The organism is Microbacterium sp. BWR-S6Y (genome assembly GCF_041379845.1).
In the GTDB taxonomy this organism is placed as follows: domain Bacteria; phylum Actinomycetota; class Actinomycetes; order Actinomycetales; family Microbacteriaceae; genus Microbacterium; species Microbacterium hydrothermale.
Window position 1 is genome coordinate 97,724 of sequence record NZ_JBFECV010000007.1, and the last position, 15,426, is coordinate 113,149.

A 15,426-nucleotide genomic window follows, 5' to 3' on the forward strand; every position below is an offset into this window, starting at 1 on the left:
CGCTTGCGCTCCGCGAGGTGCGGCATCCTGGGTGCATGCAGCAGATTCCCGGCGCCTGGCAGCGCACGGCCCGCGGCGCGGGACTCCTCGCCGCCGACGGCGCACCCGTCCCCACGATCTTCGCCGAGATGAGCGCGCTCGCGGCCTCGACCGGGGCGCTCAACCTCGGCCAGGGCTTCCCCGACGAGGACGGTCCCGAGGCCGTTCTCGACGCCGCCCGTCGCGCGATCGCCGACGGGGTGAACCAGTACGCCCCCGGGCGCGGCTTCCCCGATCTGCTCGACGCCGTCGCCGAGCACCAGCGCCGCTTCTACGGCGTCGAGCTCGATCCCGCGCGCGAGGTGCTCGTGACCGTGGGGGCCACCGAGGCGCTCGCCGCGACGCTGCTCGCCCTCGTCGACGGACCCGACGACGAGGTCGTGGTGTTCGAGCCCTACTACGACTCCTACGCCGCGTGCGTCGCCCTCTCGGGCGCGACGCTCGTACCGGTGCCGCTGCGGTGGCCCGACTTCCAGCCCGACCTCGAGCAGTTGGCATCCGCCGTCTCCGACCGCACGCGCGTGATCCTCGTCAACGATCCGCACAATCCCACCGGCACCGTCTTCACGCGAGAGGTGCTCGACGAGGTGGTGCGGCTCGCGCACCGGCACGACGCGATCATCGTCACCGACGAGGTCTACGAGCACCTCGTCTTCGACGGACCCCACGTTCCCGTCGCGACGCTCCCCGGTGCCGCCGAGCGCACGGTGTCGATCTCATCGGCGGGCAAGACGTTCTCGCTCACCGGCTGGAAGACCGGCTGGGTCACGGGCCCCGCCGACCTGGTGTCGGCGGTGCTCGCGGTCAAGCAGTTCCTGACCTACGTCGGGGGTTCGCCGTTCCAGCCGGCGATCGCGGTCGGTCTGCGCCTGCCCGACGCGTTCTTCGCCTCGGTCGCGTCCGAGATGGCCGCCAAGGCCGCTCTGCTCGGCACGGGTCTGCGCGCCGCCGGCTTCGACGTGTCGACCCCGGGCGGGTCGTACTTCACGGTGGTGGATGCCGCCCCGCTCGGCGCCACCGACGCCGATGCGTTCTGCCGCGAGCTGCCCGCCCGCGCCGGGGTCGTCGGCATCCCCCTCACCGCCTTCGCGTCGCCCGCGCACCGGGACCGGTATGCGACGCTCGTGCGGTTCGCCGCGTGCAAGAAGGTCGAGGTGCTCGCCGACGCGGCGGAACGTCTCGCGGGGATGACGCGGGGCTGAGCCGTCAGACCCGTGCGGCCGGGCGGCCCGCGCCCTCTTCGTCGTGCGAGGTCGCCCGCAGGGTCGAGATGCGTCCGTCGACGACCTCGTACACCGCGACGCTCGAGGAGTGCACGCGTTCTTCGCCGAAGCCGCGCATCGACCACGCGGTGCGGACGACGAGAGATTCACCCTCGACGTGGTCCGCGATGCGGTGCACCGAGACGTCGCGGGCGATGATCGCCTCCAGCCACCGGGTGACGTCGGGGAGGCCGATCGCGACGATCGCACCCCCGCACACGCGCCCCTCGGCGTATTGCACTCTGACCACGCGCGCGTCGGCGACGAACGTGTCGGCGGCCGCCTCGAGGTCGCCCGCGGTGATCGCCGCCAGCATCCGGTCGACACAGTCCCGCGCGCTCTCGTGCGCTTCTCGGCCATGAATCATGCGCAAAGGATAGGAAACCGCGCCGCGCTCCCCCGGGCGGTCCCGCAGCGCGAGGGAGAGGTGAGGGCACGTCAGCGCGGAGTGACGCGGTAGCGCCGCAGCGCCAGCGCGGGATTGACGCGACGCACGCGCGAGATGGCCTCGGGATCGAGGTGCGCCACCGCCACGTCGGTGGCCGTGCCGATCTGCGCCATCGTCACGCCCTGCGGGTCGACGATCATCGAGTGCCCGACCCCGAGCGGCGGGGAGTGATCGGCGGCGGCGACGAAGAAGGTGTTCTCGATCGCGCGCGCCTGCACGAGCGTGCGCCAGTGGTGCTCTTTGAGCGGACCGCGCACCCACTCCGCCGGAACCAGTGCGACGTCGACCGCGGCGTCGGCGAGCGTGCGCGCGACCTCGGGGAAGCGCAGGTCGTAGCAAGTCATCAACCCGAACCGCAGCCCCGCCGCCTCGAAGGTCTGCGGCGGCGCGATCTCGCCGGGCTCGACCCAGTCGGACTCCCGCTGACCGAAGGCGTCGTACAGGTGGAGCTTGCGGTACACGGCCCGGATGCCGTCACCCGCCACCGCCACGACCGTGTTGCGCACGCGCCGGCCGTCGTCGGCCCGCTCGAGCAGCCCCGCGACCACGACGAGGTCCAGCTCGGCCGCCAGACGCGTAAGGGCCTGCACGAAGGGGCCGTCGAGGTCTTCGGCGTTCTCGGCGAGGGAGGAGTCGAAGGGATCGATGAAGTAGCTGGAGTACTCGGGGAACACCACCACGCGGGCTCCGCGCGCGGCGGCCGTGCGGGTGGCATCCGCGATGTCGGCGAGGTTCGCCTCTCCCGAGGCCGCGGGGGCGAACTGGGCCACCGCGACGCCGACGGTGTGCTGGCTCATCGTGCTGCCCCTCTCCCCCGGCGCCGGACGAACACCGGCACCACGACCCACAGTACGAGGATGACGAGCCCCAGCACGACTCCGGCGGTCACCGCGGCCGCGAGCGACACGACGACGTCGAACACGAAGACGACCACGCCGACGAGCAGCAGCGAGACGAGGGCCAGGGCCCCGCGCAGGGCGTTGTGGCCGACCCGCACGAGCGAGGGTTTCACCTGCAGGTGAAACACCGCGCGGTGCAGGGCGACCGGCGCGAGCGCCACGACGGCGCTCAGCGCCGCCAGGCAGATCAACACGAGGTAGAACGTGCGCTGCGCGGGCGACAGCTCGGCGAACGAACTCTGGAACGCGAGGGCCAGCAGAAAGCCGGTGAGGATCTGCGTGCCCGTCTGCAGCACCCGGAGTTCTTGCAGAATCTCGTTCCAGTTGCGATCCGCGCGCTGCGCGGGGCTCTCGGGGCGCCCGTCGGCGAAATCGTCGAAAGTGTTGCTCACCGGCCCATTCTCTCGCGACACTCCCGGGCGCTGTGCCCCGATTTGCCATGTCGTTCATCTCGGCGTAATGTTTTCTCTTGTGCCGCGGGGTGGAGCAGCTCGGTAGCTCGCTGGGCTCATAACCCAGAGGTCGCAGGTTCAAATCCTGTCCCCGCAACAAGAAGAAGGCCCCGGATCGCGAGATCCGGGGCCTTCTGTCTTTCCCGCGCGGCATGCACCACGAGAGCTCTCGGGGCGGCACGGCCGTCCGCGTCGTTGTGCGCACGGCTCTCCCGGGGGATACTGGATGAATTCCTTGCTGTTACTCAACGATGTGTGATGGCCGATCTCCTTTGCGTCGCCTTCCGGGGCGCAGCATCATCGGAAGCAGGCACCCGTGAGTCGGATTCCCCCGAGCCGAACCGCCCCCCGCCGCATCGCATCCGTCGGTCTCGCCAGCCTGCTTCTGCTGGGAGGCGCGCCGGCGATCTCCGCCGCCGCAGCGACCGAGGCATCGGCACTCGACGCCCGCACCGTGGCGACGACGGCCGATGCTCCCGCCCTCGAGGCGGGAGATCCCTCGGCACCGAGCGCCCACGCCCTGCGGTCGTCCGGCCTCGACGCCGGGACCCTGCTCGGGTTCTGGGTCGGCGGCGGGGCTCTCGCGCTCGCGACGGCGGGCGTGCTCGTCAGCGTCACCAAACGGCGTGTGCGCCGCGAGACCGATCCGTCGGACTAGCACGCCCGTCCCCCGCGGCGTCAAGCGAGGGCGCGCGGAACCCTCGCCGGGTTGACTCGGGAGCATGCACACCACCACGACAGCCCCGCTCGACAACGACGGCCGCGACGCCGACACTCCCCCGGCACTGCCGTTCGTGCACATGTGGACCGACCTCGACGGCAGGAGCCGGCTCGACGAGTCGACACTCCGCGGCTTCGGCCTGCAGAGCGTCGGCGGCGGAGCCGACCCGCAATGGATGCGCCCGTTCCCCGGAGAGGTCACGGCCGTGCTGTTCGCCGCACTCCCGGTCGGATGGGTGGGGCAGTGGCATCCGTCTCCCCATCCGCAGTGGGTGATCCCACTGCGTGGCCGGTGGTTCCTCGAGACGCAGGATGGATCGCGCGTCGAGATGGGCCCCGGCGACATCCACTTCGGGCACGACACCGACACCGCTGAGATCGACGGCAAGAGCGGTCATCTGTCCGGAACGATCGGCGATGAACCGTGCCTGCAGGCGCTCATCCAGTTCGCCACCTCACCCGCGGCGCCGACAGCCCACCCCTTCGGCTGAGCCCGTCAACCCGGGTCGGCCCAGCGCGCCGACAGGCTTGACTGGACGCATGCCCCAGATCCCCATCGACGGTCGCGTCCTCCAGCCGCCGCGCGAGCCCCGTTCGGTCGACGTCGCTCCCCCGCGCGTGTGGGACGAACGCCTGTCGGCCGTGCTGCCGGCATCCGCTCGCCTGCTCTCGCTCTACGACGACGCCACGTGGGCCGAGGGGCCGGTGTGGTGGCCCGCCGAGAACGCCCTCGTCTTCAGCGACGTCATCGGCCGCCGCACCCTCGCGCGCTACGACGACGGCCGCATCGTCACGGTGCGCGACCGCAGCGACTTCGCCAACGGCAACGCGATGGATGCCGCAGGCCGACTCGTGCAGGCGGAGCACGGCCGCCGCGGCGTCAGCCGCACCGACGAGGACGGCACGCGCCTACTCGTCGACGCCTTCGAAGGGAAGCCCCTGAACTCCCCGAACGACCTCGTCGTGGCATCCGACGGGGCGATCTGGTTCACCGACCCGACCTACGGCATCTCGGATCCGCGCGAGGGCTACCCCGCCGAACCCACCCTGTCGCACCAGAGCGTGTACCGCTGGCACGACGACACCGGTCTCGCGCGCATGATCGACCTCGACCAGCCCAACGGCCTCGCCTTCAGCCGCGACGAGCGCACGCTCTACGTCGCCGAATCGAACGCCACCGCCCTGCCCCGCGTCGTCGCGTGCAGCTGGGACGGCGAGAGGCTCGGCGCCCCGCGCACTTTCGCGACGGTGGATGCCGGCATCCCCGACGGCTTCGTCGTCGACAGCCGCGACTGGCTCTGGATCTCGAGTCAGGCGGGAGTCGTGATCGTCGACGAGCACGGGCAGCGCCTCGGCGTCATCCCCACCCCGCACGTCGTGAGCAACTGCACCTTCGACGCCGACGAGAAGCGCCTGTTCATCACCGGCGACAGCGACCTGTGGATGGTGGAACTCGCGTGAGCGATGTGGAGATGGCGCGGATCCCCGCGGGACGCGTGCTGCGCGGCGACCAGCGCGGCACCGAACGCCGCGAGATCGAGGTGGCGGCGTTCGAGATCGGCGTCTACCCCATCACCGAGGAGCAGCTGGCGGAACTGCTCGGCATTCCTTCTGGGCATCCGCGTCGTCCCGCCACCCACCTCAGCTGGCTGCGCGCGATCCGCCTGTGCAACGCGCTGAGCGAGTGGGAGGGCCTCGACCCCATCTACTCCTTCGACGGCGAGGTCGTCACGGCCGACACCGACGCCGACGGCTTCCGGCTGCCCACCGAAGACGAGTGGGAGTACGCCTGCCGCGCGGGGAGCGTCAACGCCGCCTACGGCCCCGTCCGCGAGGTCGCGTGGACCTCCGCCGACGCACTCAGCGCCCCCGTCGACGTCGGAGCCCGGATGCCGAACCTGCACGGCCTCTTCGACACCCTCGGCAACGTGTGGGAATGGTGCAGCGACCTCTACGACCCCGAGGGCGAGAGCGACGCGCGAGTGTTTCGTGGCGGCGGGTGGTCGGACGCCCCGGCGCTCGTGCGCGCCGCAGCCCGACGGGGCGGTCGCCCGCGCGACGCCTTCGACGACGTCGGCGTGCGCGTGGCGCGGGGGTGATCCCCGGCCGCGCCTGCTCAGTCGTCGGTGGAGATCGCCTCGGTCAGCTGATCCATGAACGACGCGACCGTCTCGAGCTGCCGATCGTCGAACTGGGCGGCCATCTCGCGCATCGCGCCGAGGTGCGCGCCGAAGTGCTGGAAGAACTCCCGGCGCGACTTCTCGGTGAGCACCACGACCCGCGCACGACCGTCGGAGGGGTGAGGTCGGCGTTCGAGATGGCCCGAGGCGACGAGGCGGTCGATGAGCTTCGTCGTCGACGCCGTCGAGATGCGCAGATGCGTCGCGACGTCGTGCGGGCTGACCATCTCGCCCCGCGTCTCGCGGATGGTCAGCATGCGCAGCGTGGCCAGGTCGCTGGCGTTCATGCCCATGTCGCCTTTCATGCCGCTGTGCATGCGGTCGAGAGCGTCACTGAGGGTCTGCACCGCGCGCAGCGTCTGGGCGATGGCGGGTCGTGTAGCAGAAGTCGACACGGCGTTGTCCACGGTGGACACCCCCTTTCACGCTGGGTATAGTCAGGCTCACATCGCTAGCTAAACTAGCAAACGGGAGGCACGATGAGCGAGACCGAATATGTCGTCCTCCTGGACGACTTCGGAAACGAGATCGGCACGGCGCCCAAGGCGAGCGTGCACGGCACCGACACGCAACTGCACCTCGCGTTCTCGTGCCACGTGATGAACAGCCGCGGAGAAATGCTGGTCACCCGCCGCGCCCTGCACAAGAAGACGTGGCCCGGCGTGTGGACCAACTCGTTCTGCGGCCACCCCGGCCCGGCCGAGCCCGTGCTCGCCGCCGTCCACCGTCGCGCCGAGTTCGAGGTGGGCCTCACGGTCCGCGATCTCGAGCTCGCCCTCCCGCTCTTCCGCTACCGCGCGGTCGACGCCAGCGGCATCGTCGAGCACGAGATCTGCCCGGTCTACGTCGCGCACACCGACGACGAGCCGCAGCCGAACCCCGACGAGGTCGCCGAGTACCGCTGGGTCGACCCGCTCGACCTCGCCGCCTCGCTCGAGGCCACTCCGTGGGCGTTCAGCCCGTGGCTCGTCCTTCAGGCCCAGCAGCTTCACCTGTTCGAGACGCCACCCGCGGTGAGGCGCGCGTCATGATCACGCTCGACTCCACCCCCCTGGCCCGCCAGGGCATCGACGCCGCCATCGACTACGCGCTCGAGCGCCTCGACCGACGGGTGGGTCCCCTCGGCGACGGCGCCCGGGCCCTGGCATCCTCGATCCGGCGCGCCGCGAGCGGCGGAAAGCGCTTCCGCCCCCTGCTCGTCGTCTCGGCCTTCGAGACGCTGCACGGTCCCGCGATCGCCCGCCCCGCCCTTTACGAGGTCGCCGCCGCGTTCGAACTGCTGCACACCGCCTTCGTCGTGCACGACGACGTCATCGACCACGACGTCGAACGCCGCGGCGTGCCCAACGTCGGCGGGGAGTTCCGCCGCCGGGGCCTCGACAAGGGCGCGGATGCCGACGGCGCGGCGCTCCTCGGAGACGCCGCCGCGATCCTCGCCGGCGACCTGCTGCTGCACGAGGCAGGGCGCATGATCGCGGTCGCCGAGATCCCGGCATCCCTCCGCGAACAGCTGCTGCAGCTCGTCGACGACGCGGTGCTCGTCTCGGCCGCGGGCGAGCTCGCCGACGTCGAGAACGCCGTCTCGCCCGGGGAGGTCGACCCCGAGACGGTGCTGCGCACCACGCACGACAAGACCGCCGTGTATTCCTTCTCGGCCCCGCTGCAAGCGGGAGCCGTCATGGCCGGGGCGGAGCGTTCCACGCAGTGGGCTCTTGAGCGCTTCGGCGAGCGGCTGGGACTGGCCTACCAACTCGTCGACGACCTGATCGGTGCGTTCGGCACCGCCGCCGCCTCGGGCAAAGACGAGGGATGCGACCTCCGCGAGGCGAAGAAGACGCACCTCATCTCGCTCGCCCGCGAGAGCACGCACTGGCCCGAGGTGAGCGCCGCACTCGCGCAGGCCCACACCGGACCCGTCGCCGTGCGCGCCGCGCAGACGGCTCTGGCGAAGTCCGGCGCCCGCTCGCGCCTCGAGGTGCTCGTGTGCGAGACGCTCGACGAGGCGATCGCGATCGTCGAAGCCTCGACGCTGCCCACCGAGTGCCGCCTCATGCTCATCGATCTCGTCGAGGCCGTGCAGGAGCGCATTCCGTGAGCAACGCCCCCACGGGTCTCGAGCTGTATTCGCAGACGGCCGACGACGTCGCCGCCGCCGTCATCTCGCGCTATTCCACCTCGTTCGGCATCGCCGCGCGCCTGCTCGGCCCCCGGCCCCGCCCGCACGTGCGCAACATCTACGCCCTCGTGCGCGTCGCCGACGAGATCGTCGACGGACCCGCCCACGACGCGGGCCTCCCCCCGGAGCGCGAACGCGCAGTGCTCGACGCCCTCGAGGCCGAGGTGGCGGATGCCATCGCCTCCGGCTTCAGCGCCAACCTCGTCGTGCACGCCTTCGCCCGCAGCGCGCGCGAGTGCGGCATCGGCGACGACCTCATCGCCCCCTTCTTCGCCTCGATGCGCACCGACCTCGACACGGCCGCGCACGACGACGTCTCGCACGACGCGTACGTGTACGGCTCCGCCGAGGTGGTGGGCCTGATGTGCCTGCAGGTCTTCCTCAACGCCGGCATGTCGGCGCCCGCGAAACCCGCCGCCGACCTCGTCGACGGCGCGCGACGCCTCGGCGCCGCCTTCCAAGACGTCAACTTCCTGCGCGACGTCGCCGACGACGCCGACCGCCTCGGCCGCGACTACCTCGACGGCGCCGCCGACGACGAGCGGCGCACCACGGTGCTCGATCGCATCGACGCCGACCTCGCCGCCGCGGCATCCGTCATCCCCCACCTGCCGCCGGACTGCCGCGCCGCGGTCACCTGCGCGCACGACCTGTTCGCCGAGCTCTCGCGACGGCTGCGTCTCTCCCCCGCGGGCGCGCCCCGCGTCCGCGTCCCCGACGGTGTCAAAGCCACCCTCGCCGCCCGCGCCCTCCTCGGGCGTCCTCCGAAAGGTCCCCGCTCATGAGCGCCCAGCGCATCGTCGTCGTCGGTGGCGGAATCGCCGGTCTCGGCACCGCCGCCCTTCTGGCCGACCGCGGCCACGACGTCCAGCTCTTCGAGGCGCGCGACGCCCTCGGCGGTCGTGCTGGATCGTGGGAGAAAGACGGCTTCCGCTTCGACACCGGGCCGAGCTGGTACCTCATGCCCGAGGTGTTCGACCACTTCTTCCGCCTGCTCGGCACGAGCGCCGACGAGCAGCTCGACCTCGTGCGCCTCGACCCGGCGTACCGCGTGTACGGTCCTCCCGGCAAGGGCGAGCCGATCGACATCGTCTCGGGCCGTGAGGCCGTGCGCGCCCTGTTCGAGGAGCACGAACCCGGATCGGGCGACAACCTCGAGGCGTACCTCGACTCGGCGAAGGACGCCTACGAGCTGTCGACGTCGAAGTTCCTGTACGACCCCTACTCGTCGACGAAGGGCCTTCGCGACCCCGCGCTGATCAAGCGCCTGCCCACGCTCATCCCGCTGCTCACCCGCACGCTGTGGAAGCGCGTCACCGACGACTTCAAAAACACTCGCCTGCAGCAGATCCTCGCCTACCCCGCCGTGTTCCTCGGCGGCTCCCCGTTCGAGGTGCCGAGCCTGTACCACCTGATGAGCCACCTCGACCTGGGCGACGGCGTGCTGTACCCCAAAGGCGGCATGACCGAGATCATCACCGCGATCGAGAAGCTCGCCCGCGAACGCGGCGTGCGCATCGAGACCTCGTCTCCGGTGGATGCCATCATCACGGCATCCGGAGTCGCCAGGGGCGTGCGCCTCGCCGACGGACGGGTGATCGCCGCGGATGCCGTGGTCTCGGGCGCCGACCTGCACCACACCGAGAACGACCTGCTCGAAGAGAAGGACCGCCAGTACCCCGAGAAGTGGTGGGACGACAAGGTGCCCAGCCCCGGCGCCCTTCTGCTCCTGCTCGGCGTCAAAGGCGAACTGCCGCAGCTCACCCACCACACTCTGCTGTTCACCGACGACTGGCACACCAACTTCGACGCCATCTTCGGCGAGAACAAGCGCATCCCCGACCCGGCATCCATCTACATCTGCCGCCCGAGTGCATCCGACGACTCCGTCGCCCCCGAGGGGCACGAGAACCTCTTCGTGCTCGTCCCCGTGCCCGCCGACCCCGACAGCGGTCGCGGCGGCGTCTCGGGCGCGGGCGACGCGCGCATCGAGGCCGCGGCCGACCGCGTCATCGCGCAGATCGGCGAGTGGACCGGCATCCCCGACTTCGCCGAGCGCATCGTCGTGCGCAAAACGATCGCCCCCGAGGACTTCAAAGAAGACCTGCACGCCTGGCACGGCAACTCGCTCGGACTCGCGCACACGCTCAACCAGAGCGCGATCTTCCGTCCGAAGAACCGCTCGCGCAAGGTCTCGAACCTCTACTACGCGGGTACCTCGGTGCTCCCCGGCATCGGCCTTCCCATGTGCCTGATCTCGGCCGAGCTCGTGGTCAAGCGCATGACGGGCGACAAGACCCCCGGTCCCCTGGCAGAACCCGCGCGCGCGGCGGTCTGACGTGCCCGGGCTCTACCTGGGCGCGATCCTCTTCTCGTTGGTCGGCATGATGCTCATCGACCTGAAGTACTCCCTGGCGCTGCGGGTCGCGCCCGTGCGCACGACGGTGACGGTGCTGCTGGGGACGGTCTTCTTCCTCGCCTGGGACCTGGTGGGCATCGTCACCGGGGTGTTCGTCAAGGGCGAGAGTCCGCTCTTCGTCGGGGTGATGCTCGCCCCGCACCTCCCGCTCGAAGAGGTGTTCTTCCTGCTGTTCCTCAGCTACCTCGCCGTGGTGATGTTCGCCGTGTTCGAACGGCGTGCGCGAAGCCGCTCGCGCGCCCGGGGGTCGTCATGACCTACCCGCTCATCGTCGTGCCGTTCGTGCTGCTCACCGCCCTCGTCACCCTGTCGACCGCCCGGCGTCCGCGGTTCCGCGAGCGCATGGCATCCTCGGGTCTCACCGCCCTCGTGCTGCTGGGCCTCACGCTCGTGTTCGACAACCTCATGATCGCGGTCGACCTGTTCTCGTATCCTCAGGAGCACCTGAGCGGCCTGCGGCTCGGCCTCGCACCGATCGAGGACTTCGCCTACCCCCTGTGCGCGGCGTTCCTGCTGCCGGCGCTGTACACCCTGCTGACAGCCCGGACCCACCCCGCCGCCCGCTCCTCGCTCCCGCCCCGCACGCCGCCTCCGCCCCGACTGACGACGAAGGACACCGCATGACCACGCCCGCCCTCACCCCCGGTCGCGTGGCGCGCGAGCTCTTCGTCTCGTCACGGCCCGTCAGCTGGATCAACACGGCCTTCCCCTTCGCCGCCGCCTACCTGCTGACCACGCGCCAGGTCGATGCGCCCCTGATCGTCGGCATCCTGTTCTTCCTCGTGCCCTACAACCTCGCGATGTACGGCGTGAACGACGTCTTCGACTACGAATCCGACCTGCGCAACCCGCGCAAGGGCGGCACGCACGGCGCCGTGCTCGCCAAGCGCATGCACCCCATCACGCTGTGGGCCTCGGCGCTGTCGTGCCTGCCGTTCGTGGTGTACCTCGTGATCATCGGCTCGCCGCTGTCATGGCTCGTGCTCGCACTCAGCCTGTTCTTCGTCGTGTTCTACTCGGCACCCCCGCTGCGGCTCAAGGAACGTCCGTTCCTCGACTCGATGACCAGCAGCATCCACTTCTTCTCCCCCGCCGTGTACGGTCTCGTGCTCGCGGGCGCGGTCTGGACGTGGCAGCTCGTCTTCGTCTTCGTCGCGTTCGCGCTGTGGGGTATCGCCTCGCACGCCTTCGGCGCGGTGCAGGACGTCGAGGCCGACCGCGCCGCCGACATCTCGTCGATCGCGACCGCCCGCGGGGCGCGCTGGACGGTGCGCTTCGCGCTCACGGCGTACGCCCTCGCCGGCGTGGCGATGCTGTTCACGGCGTGGCCCGGCCCCCTGGCCGCCCTTCTCGTGATCCCGTACCTGGTCGTGTGCTGGCCCTACCGCAACGTGACGGATGCCGAAAGCGACCGCGCCACCGCCGGATGGAACCGCTTCCTCTGGCTGAACCAGATCGCCGGCTTCGGCACGACGATGCTGCTGATCTGGTGGTGGTTTCTGAGCGCGTGAGGCGGTGCGAGGGTGCGGCGGAGCGCCCTGCGGTGCGCCGTGCGGTGCGGGGGCGTGCGCGGCGCTGTGCGGGGGCGCTGTGCGGTGCGGGGGCGTGCGCGGCGCTGGTGCGGTGCGCTGCGCGGTGCGGGGGCGTGCGCGGCGCTGTAGGGGGCGCTGCGCGGTGAGGCAGCGCTGTGCGCTGGTGCGGCGCGGGCGCGGGATGCCGAGACTGCACGGAGCTGACGAGACGGTTGCACGATGTCGCCGAGATGTCGGCGGCGTGCCGTCTCGCGGGCTCGGGCGGGGGCCCGAGACGCCGCCGCACACGACAACGCCGGCGCCCCGCGGAAGCGGAGCGCCGGCGTCGGTGCGAGGGGTCAGCCCGCGGGCGTGGCCTCGGGGGTCGGGGTCGGCGTGGGCGACAGCGTCGCCGTTCCGCCCTGGCCCTGGCTCTCGAGGTCGAGCAGCCGCTGCACGGCCGCGGTGAGGCGCGCGTCCTGGGCCGCGAAGCCCGACAGGTCACCGCTGGTGAGCGCCGCCTGGCGCGCGTTCAGGGCGTCGCGTGCCTCCTGGAGCGCCGCCGCGTAGTCGCCGGCCGGGACCGACGGGTTCGTCGTGGTGCCTCCGCCCGCGTTCTGATCGCTGGGGGTCACGCTCGAGTCACCGGTACTCGCGCCGGAATCACCCCCGAACAGCGTGTCGAGCGCTTCGCTGAGCGTGTTCTCGAACGCGATCTCGTTGCCGAAGGCCACGAGCACGCGGCGCAGCTGCGGGAGCTTGGTGTCACCCGAGGACTGCACAAACACCGGCTGCACGTAGAGCAGACCGCCACCGACCGGGAGCGTCAGCAGGTTGCCCGGGAGCACCTGCGACTGACCCTGCTGCAGGATGTTGATCTGCGACGAGACGTTCGTATCCGAGTCGAAGGTGTTCTGCACCTGACCGGGTCCGGGGACCGTGGTCGCCGAATCGATCACGAGCATGCGCAATCGTCCGTAGTCCTCGCGTTTGGTGCCCTTCTCGGCACCCGCGTTGGAATCGACGGCGAGATACCCGGTGAGCACGTTGCGCGCCTGACCACCCTGCGATGCCGGGATGAAGCTCGTGAACATCGAGTACGTCGGGTCGTCCTGACTCGGCATCTTCATCGTCAGGTAGTACGGCGGCTGGAAGGTCGCCGGGTCCTGCGGGTCGTTCGGGGTCGTCCACCGGTTGTCCTGACGGTAGAACGAGGTCGCGTCGTCGACGTGGTAGACGCCGAGCATCGAACGCTGCACCTTCATCAGGTCGGTCGGGTAGCGCACGTGGCTCATCAGGTCGGCCGACATGTCGCTCCACGGCTTGAGCGACGAGGGGTAGATGTTCTGCCAGGCCTGCAGCAGCGGGTCCTGGTCGTCCCACGCGTAGAGCTGCACGGATCCGTCGTAGGCGTCGACCGTGGCCTTGACCGAGTTGCGGATGTAGTTGATGTCATCCAGCGCGTAGGTCGGGGCCGGGTTGTTCGAGTCGGCGATCGCGCGCGACAGCGAGACGCCCGTCGAGTAGGGGTAGTTCGAGCTGGTCGTGTACCCGTCGATGACCCACTTGATCCGACCGTCGACGACCGTCGGGTACGGGTCGCTGTCGAGCGTCAGGTACGGCGCCACCTTCTGGACGCGGTCCTTGGGGTTGCGGTCGTACAGGATCTGCGAGTCGGCGTTCACGCTGTCGGAGAAGAGGATCTGCTCGGACTGGAACTTCAGCGCGTAGATGAGGCGGTTGAAGACGTTGCCCACGCTCGGGCCGCCGTTGCCGGTGAACGTCGTACGGGTCTCGGTGCCGCCGTCGGCGCCCAGCGGGTAGTCGAGCTCGATCGGGTCGGTGCCCTCGGGCGCGCCGACGATCGAGTACGGCGGGGAGCTCTCGCCGAAGTACACGCGGGGCTCGTAGTTCAGGTCGGTGAGGAAGCCCGTCCCCGGAATGGCCTGCTCGAGGAAGACCGGGTCGCCGTCGGCGGTGCGCTCGTTACCCGCGGCGGCGACCATTCCGTAGCCGTGCGTGTAGACGAGTGTCGTGTTCTGCCACGACGCGGCGTCGCCGAGCTGACCGATGTTCAGCTCGCGCAGCGACACCACGGTGTCCTGCGTCTTGCCGTTGATCGTGTACCGGTCGACATCCAGCGGGTTGGTGAACTGGTAGTAGGCGCGGTACTGCTCGAGCTGGCGAACGGTGGGGCCGATGATCGCCGGGTCCATGATGCGCAGCTGCGCGGTGGACTCGGCGTCGTTGCGCAGCTGACCGGCCTCGGCCTCGGTGGTCGCCTGGAAGTTCTCCTTCTCGACCTTGTCGATGCCGTACGCGGCCTTCGTCCCGTCGAGGTTGCGCTGGTAGTACTGGCTCTCGAGCGTGAGCTCGTTGGGACGCACCTGGAAGGTGGTCACCGCCCACGGGATCGCCGCGCCCACCACGATCGCCGAGACGACCAGCAGCGCGGTGCCGATGAGCGGGTAGCGCCAGCGGCCGATGAAGGCCGTGACGAAGAAGGCGAGGGCGACGATGACCGCGGCGATCGCGAGGATCGTCTGTCCCGGGATGACGGCGTTCGCGCCGACGTAGCCGGGACCGGTGATGCGCTCAGACGGCTCGACGAGGGAGCGGAAGCGGTCGAGCCACAGGCTCGCACCCTGCAGCAGCAGGTACAGGCCGGCGAGGATCGCGAGCTGGATGCGCGCGGCCTTCGAGATGCGCAGCTCGCGCTGGCCGACGCGCACCGAACCGTAGAGGTACGACACCACGGCCGTCAGCAGCAGGCAGACGAGCACGACCGCCGACGCGAACCCGAGGGCGGCAGCGTAGAACGGCATCGCGAACAGATAGAAGCCGGTGTCGAGACCGAACTGCGGGTCGGTCGTCGCGGTCGAGACGCCGTTGGCCCACAGCCAGGTGGTCTCCCACTGCGCGGATGCCGCGAACCCGGCGAAGAAGCCGAAGAAGATCGGGATGCCCCACATCGCCAGACGGCGCAGCGGCTCGACGACCTCCTGGTAGCGGTCGAGCTGCGAGCTCAGACGCGCGTAGACGGGTCGGAGGCGGTACGCCAACTGGATCGCGCCCCACACCGGAACCGCCATCGCGAGGAACCCGACCGCGAACATCACGGTGCGCGCGATCCACTGGGTGGTGAGCACCCCCGTGAAGCCCAGCTGCTGGAACCACAGCCAATCGGAATAGAGGTTCGCGAAGACGAAGAACGCGACGACGAGCGCTGCGATCACCGCCAGGGTGATCGAGATGATCCGTCGGGAGCGGTTCGGGGGCGTGGCCTGGTTCGGCGCTGAGGTCGTGGTCACCTCTTCATC

The 15,426-nt window shown here is 70.3% G+C and carries 17 protein-coding genes and 1 tRNA gene; 13 read left to right on the forward strand and 5 right to left on the reverse strand.

Going from position 1 to position 15,426, the window contains the following annotated elements:
* Positions 1-35: 35 nt before the first annotated feature.
* Complete coding sequence (locus AB1K56_RS14890) at positions 36-1,241, forward strand: aminotransferase class I/II-fold pyridoxal phosphate-dependent enzyme (RefSeq protein ID WP_371206280.1); 1,206 nt, start codon at positions 36-38, stop codon at positions 1,239-1,241.
* A gap of 4 nt (positions 1,242-1,245) precedes the next feature.
* On the opposite strand, the gene AB1K56_RS14895 is transcribed toward AB1K56_RS14890, so the two are convergent.
* From AB1K56_RS14895 to AB1K56_RS14905, 3 genes are all read right to left on the reverse strand, one after another.
* Positions 1,246-1,668, reverse strand: a complete 423-nt coding sequence (locus AB1K56_RS14895; RefSeq protein WP_371206281.1) for a nuclear transport factor 2 family protein — start codon at positions 1,666-1,668, stop codon at positions 1,246-1,248.
* A gap of 71 nt (positions 1,669-1,739) precedes the next feature.
* Entirely contained in the window at positions 1,740-2,546 is an 807-nt protein-coding gene (locus AB1K56_RS14900; protein ID WP_371206282.1) for a carbon-nitrogen hydrolase family protein, read from the reverse strand.
* Positions 2,543-3,040, reverse strand: coding sequence for a DUF6328 family protein (locus tag AB1K56_RS14905; protein WP_371206283.1), 498 nt, complete (start codon positions 3,038-3,040; stop codon positions 2,543-2,545). The genes AB1K56_RS14900 and AB1K56_RS14905 overlap by 4 nt, the downstream gene beginning before the upstream one ends.
* An 83-nt stretch (positions 3,041-3,123) precedes the next feature.
* Between AB1K56_RS14905 and AB1K56_RS14910 the strand changes: the two genes are divergently transcribed.
* The 5 genes from AB1K56_RS14910 to AB1K56_RS14930 all read left to right on the forward strand — a co-directional run bounded on the left by AB1K56_RS14910 (position 3,124) and on the right by AB1K56_RS14930 (position 5,919).
* Positions 3,124-3,197: transfer RNA gene (locus AB1K56_RS14910), tRNA-Met, on the forward strand.
* A gap of 219 nt (positions 3,198-3,416) precedes the next feature.
* Positions 3,417-3,758: a hypothetical protein gene (locus AB1K56_RS14915; RefSeq protein ID WP_371206284.1), complete on the forward strand. Its 342-nt coding sequence runs from the start codon at positions 3,417-3,419 to the stop codon at positions 3,756-3,758.
* A 64-nt stretch (positions 3,759-3,822) separates the two neighbouring features.
* Positions 3,823-4,311, forward strand: a complete 489-nt coding sequence (locus AB1K56_RS14920) for a hypothetical protein (RefSeq protein WP_371206285.1) — start codon at positions 3,823-3,825, stop codon at positions 4,309-4,311.
* 49 nt (positions 4,312-4,360) lie between these two features.
* Positions 4,361-5,281 (forward strand): SMP-30/gluconolactonase/LRE family protein, encoded by a 921-nt coding sequence (locus tag AB1K56_RS14925; RefSeq protein ID WP_371206286.1) that lies wholly within the window; start codon positions 4,361-4,363, stop codon positions 5,279-5,281.
* Positions 5,278-5,919 carry a formylglycine-generating enzyme family protein gene (locus tag AB1K56_RS14930; protein ID WP_371206287.1) on the forward strand — a complete coding sequence of 214 codons (642 nt, stop codon included), beginning with the start codon at positions 5,278-5,280 and terminating at the stop codon, positions 5,917-5,919. The genes AB1K56_RS14925 and AB1K56_RS14930 overlap by 4 nt, the downstream gene beginning before the upstream one ends.
* 17 nt (positions 5,920-5,936) lie before the next feature.
* On the opposite strand, the gene AB1K56_RS14935 is transcribed toward AB1K56_RS14930, so the two are convergent.
* Positions 5,937-6,416, reverse strand: a complete 480-nt coding sequence (locus tag AB1K56_RS14935; protein WP_371206288.1) for a MarR family winged helix-turn-helix transcriptional regulator — start codon at positions 6,414-6,416, stop codon at positions 5,937-5,939.
* A 63-nt stretch (positions 6,417-6,479) separates the two neighbouring features.
* On the opposite strand from AB1K56_RS14935, the gene idi reads away from it, so the two are divergent.
* Genes idi through AB1K56_RS14970 form a run of 7 tightly spaced genes read left to right on the forward strand, consistent with a single transcriptional unit; the run spans position 6,480 to position 12,106 of the window.
* A complete protein-coding gene (idi, locus tag AB1K56_RS14940; RefSeq protein ID WP_371206289.1) occupies positions 6,480-7,031 on the forward strand; it encodes an isopentenyl-diphosphate Delta-isomerase in 552 nt (183 codons plus the stop codon).
* Positions 7,028-8,095: a polyprenyl synthetase family protein gene (locus tag AB1K56_RS14945; protein ID WP_371206290.1), complete on the forward strand. Its 1,068-nt coding sequence runs from the start codon at positions 7,028-7,030 to the stop codon at positions 8,093-8,095. Before idi ends, AB1K56_RS14945 begins: the two co-directional genes overlap by 4 nt.
* Positions 8,092-8,961 carry a phytoene/squalene synthase family protein gene (locus AB1K56_RS14950; RefSeq protein WP_371206291.1) on the forward strand — a complete coding sequence of 290 codons (870 nt, stop codon included), beginning with the start codon at positions 8,092-8,094 and terminating at the stop codon, positions 8,959-8,961. Before AB1K56_RS14945 ends, AB1K56_RS14950 begins: the two co-directional genes overlap by 4 nt.
* Positions 8,958-10,514 carry a phytoene desaturase family protein gene (crtI, locus tag AB1K56_RS14955; protein WP_264631058.1) on the forward strand — a complete coding sequence of 519 codons (1,557 nt, stop codon included), beginning with the start codon at positions 8,958-8,960 and terminating at the stop codon, positions 10,512-10,514. Before AB1K56_RS14950 ends, crtI begins: the two co-directional genes overlap by 4 nt.
* A gap of 1 nt (position 10,515) precedes the next feature.
* Entirely contained in the window at positions 10,516-10,851 is a 336-nt protein-coding gene (locus tag AB1K56_RS14960; RefSeq protein ID WP_264631059.1) for a lycopene cyclase domain-containing protein, read from the forward strand.
* The gene (locus AB1K56_RS14965; RefSeq protein ID WP_371206292.1) at positions 10,848-11,219 is read left to right on the forward strand and encodes a lycopene cyclase domain-containing protein; all 372 of its coding nucleotides are present in this window, start codon (positions 10,848-10,850) and stop codon (positions 11,217-11,219) included. Before AB1K56_RS14960 ends, AB1K56_RS14965 begins: the two co-directional genes overlap by 4 nt.
* Positions 11,216-12,106, forward strand: coding sequence for a prenyltransferase (locus AB1K56_RS14970; protein WP_371206293.1), 891 nt, complete (start codon positions 11,216-11,218; stop codon positions 12,104-12,106). The genes AB1K56_RS14965 and AB1K56_RS14970 overlap by 4 nt, the downstream gene beginning before the upstream one ends.
* A gap of 359 nt (positions 12,107-12,465) precedes the next feature.
* Here the strand turns inward: AB1K56_RS14970 and AB1K56_RS14975 are convergent, their stop codons facing one another.
* Positions 12,466-15,417: a UPF0182 family protein gene (locus tag AB1K56_RS14975; protein WP_136585325.1), complete on the reverse strand. Its 2,952-nt coding sequence runs from the start codon at positions 15,415-15,417 to the stop codon at positions 12,466-12,468.
* Between the last annotated feature and the right edge of the window lie 9 nt (positions 15,418-15,426).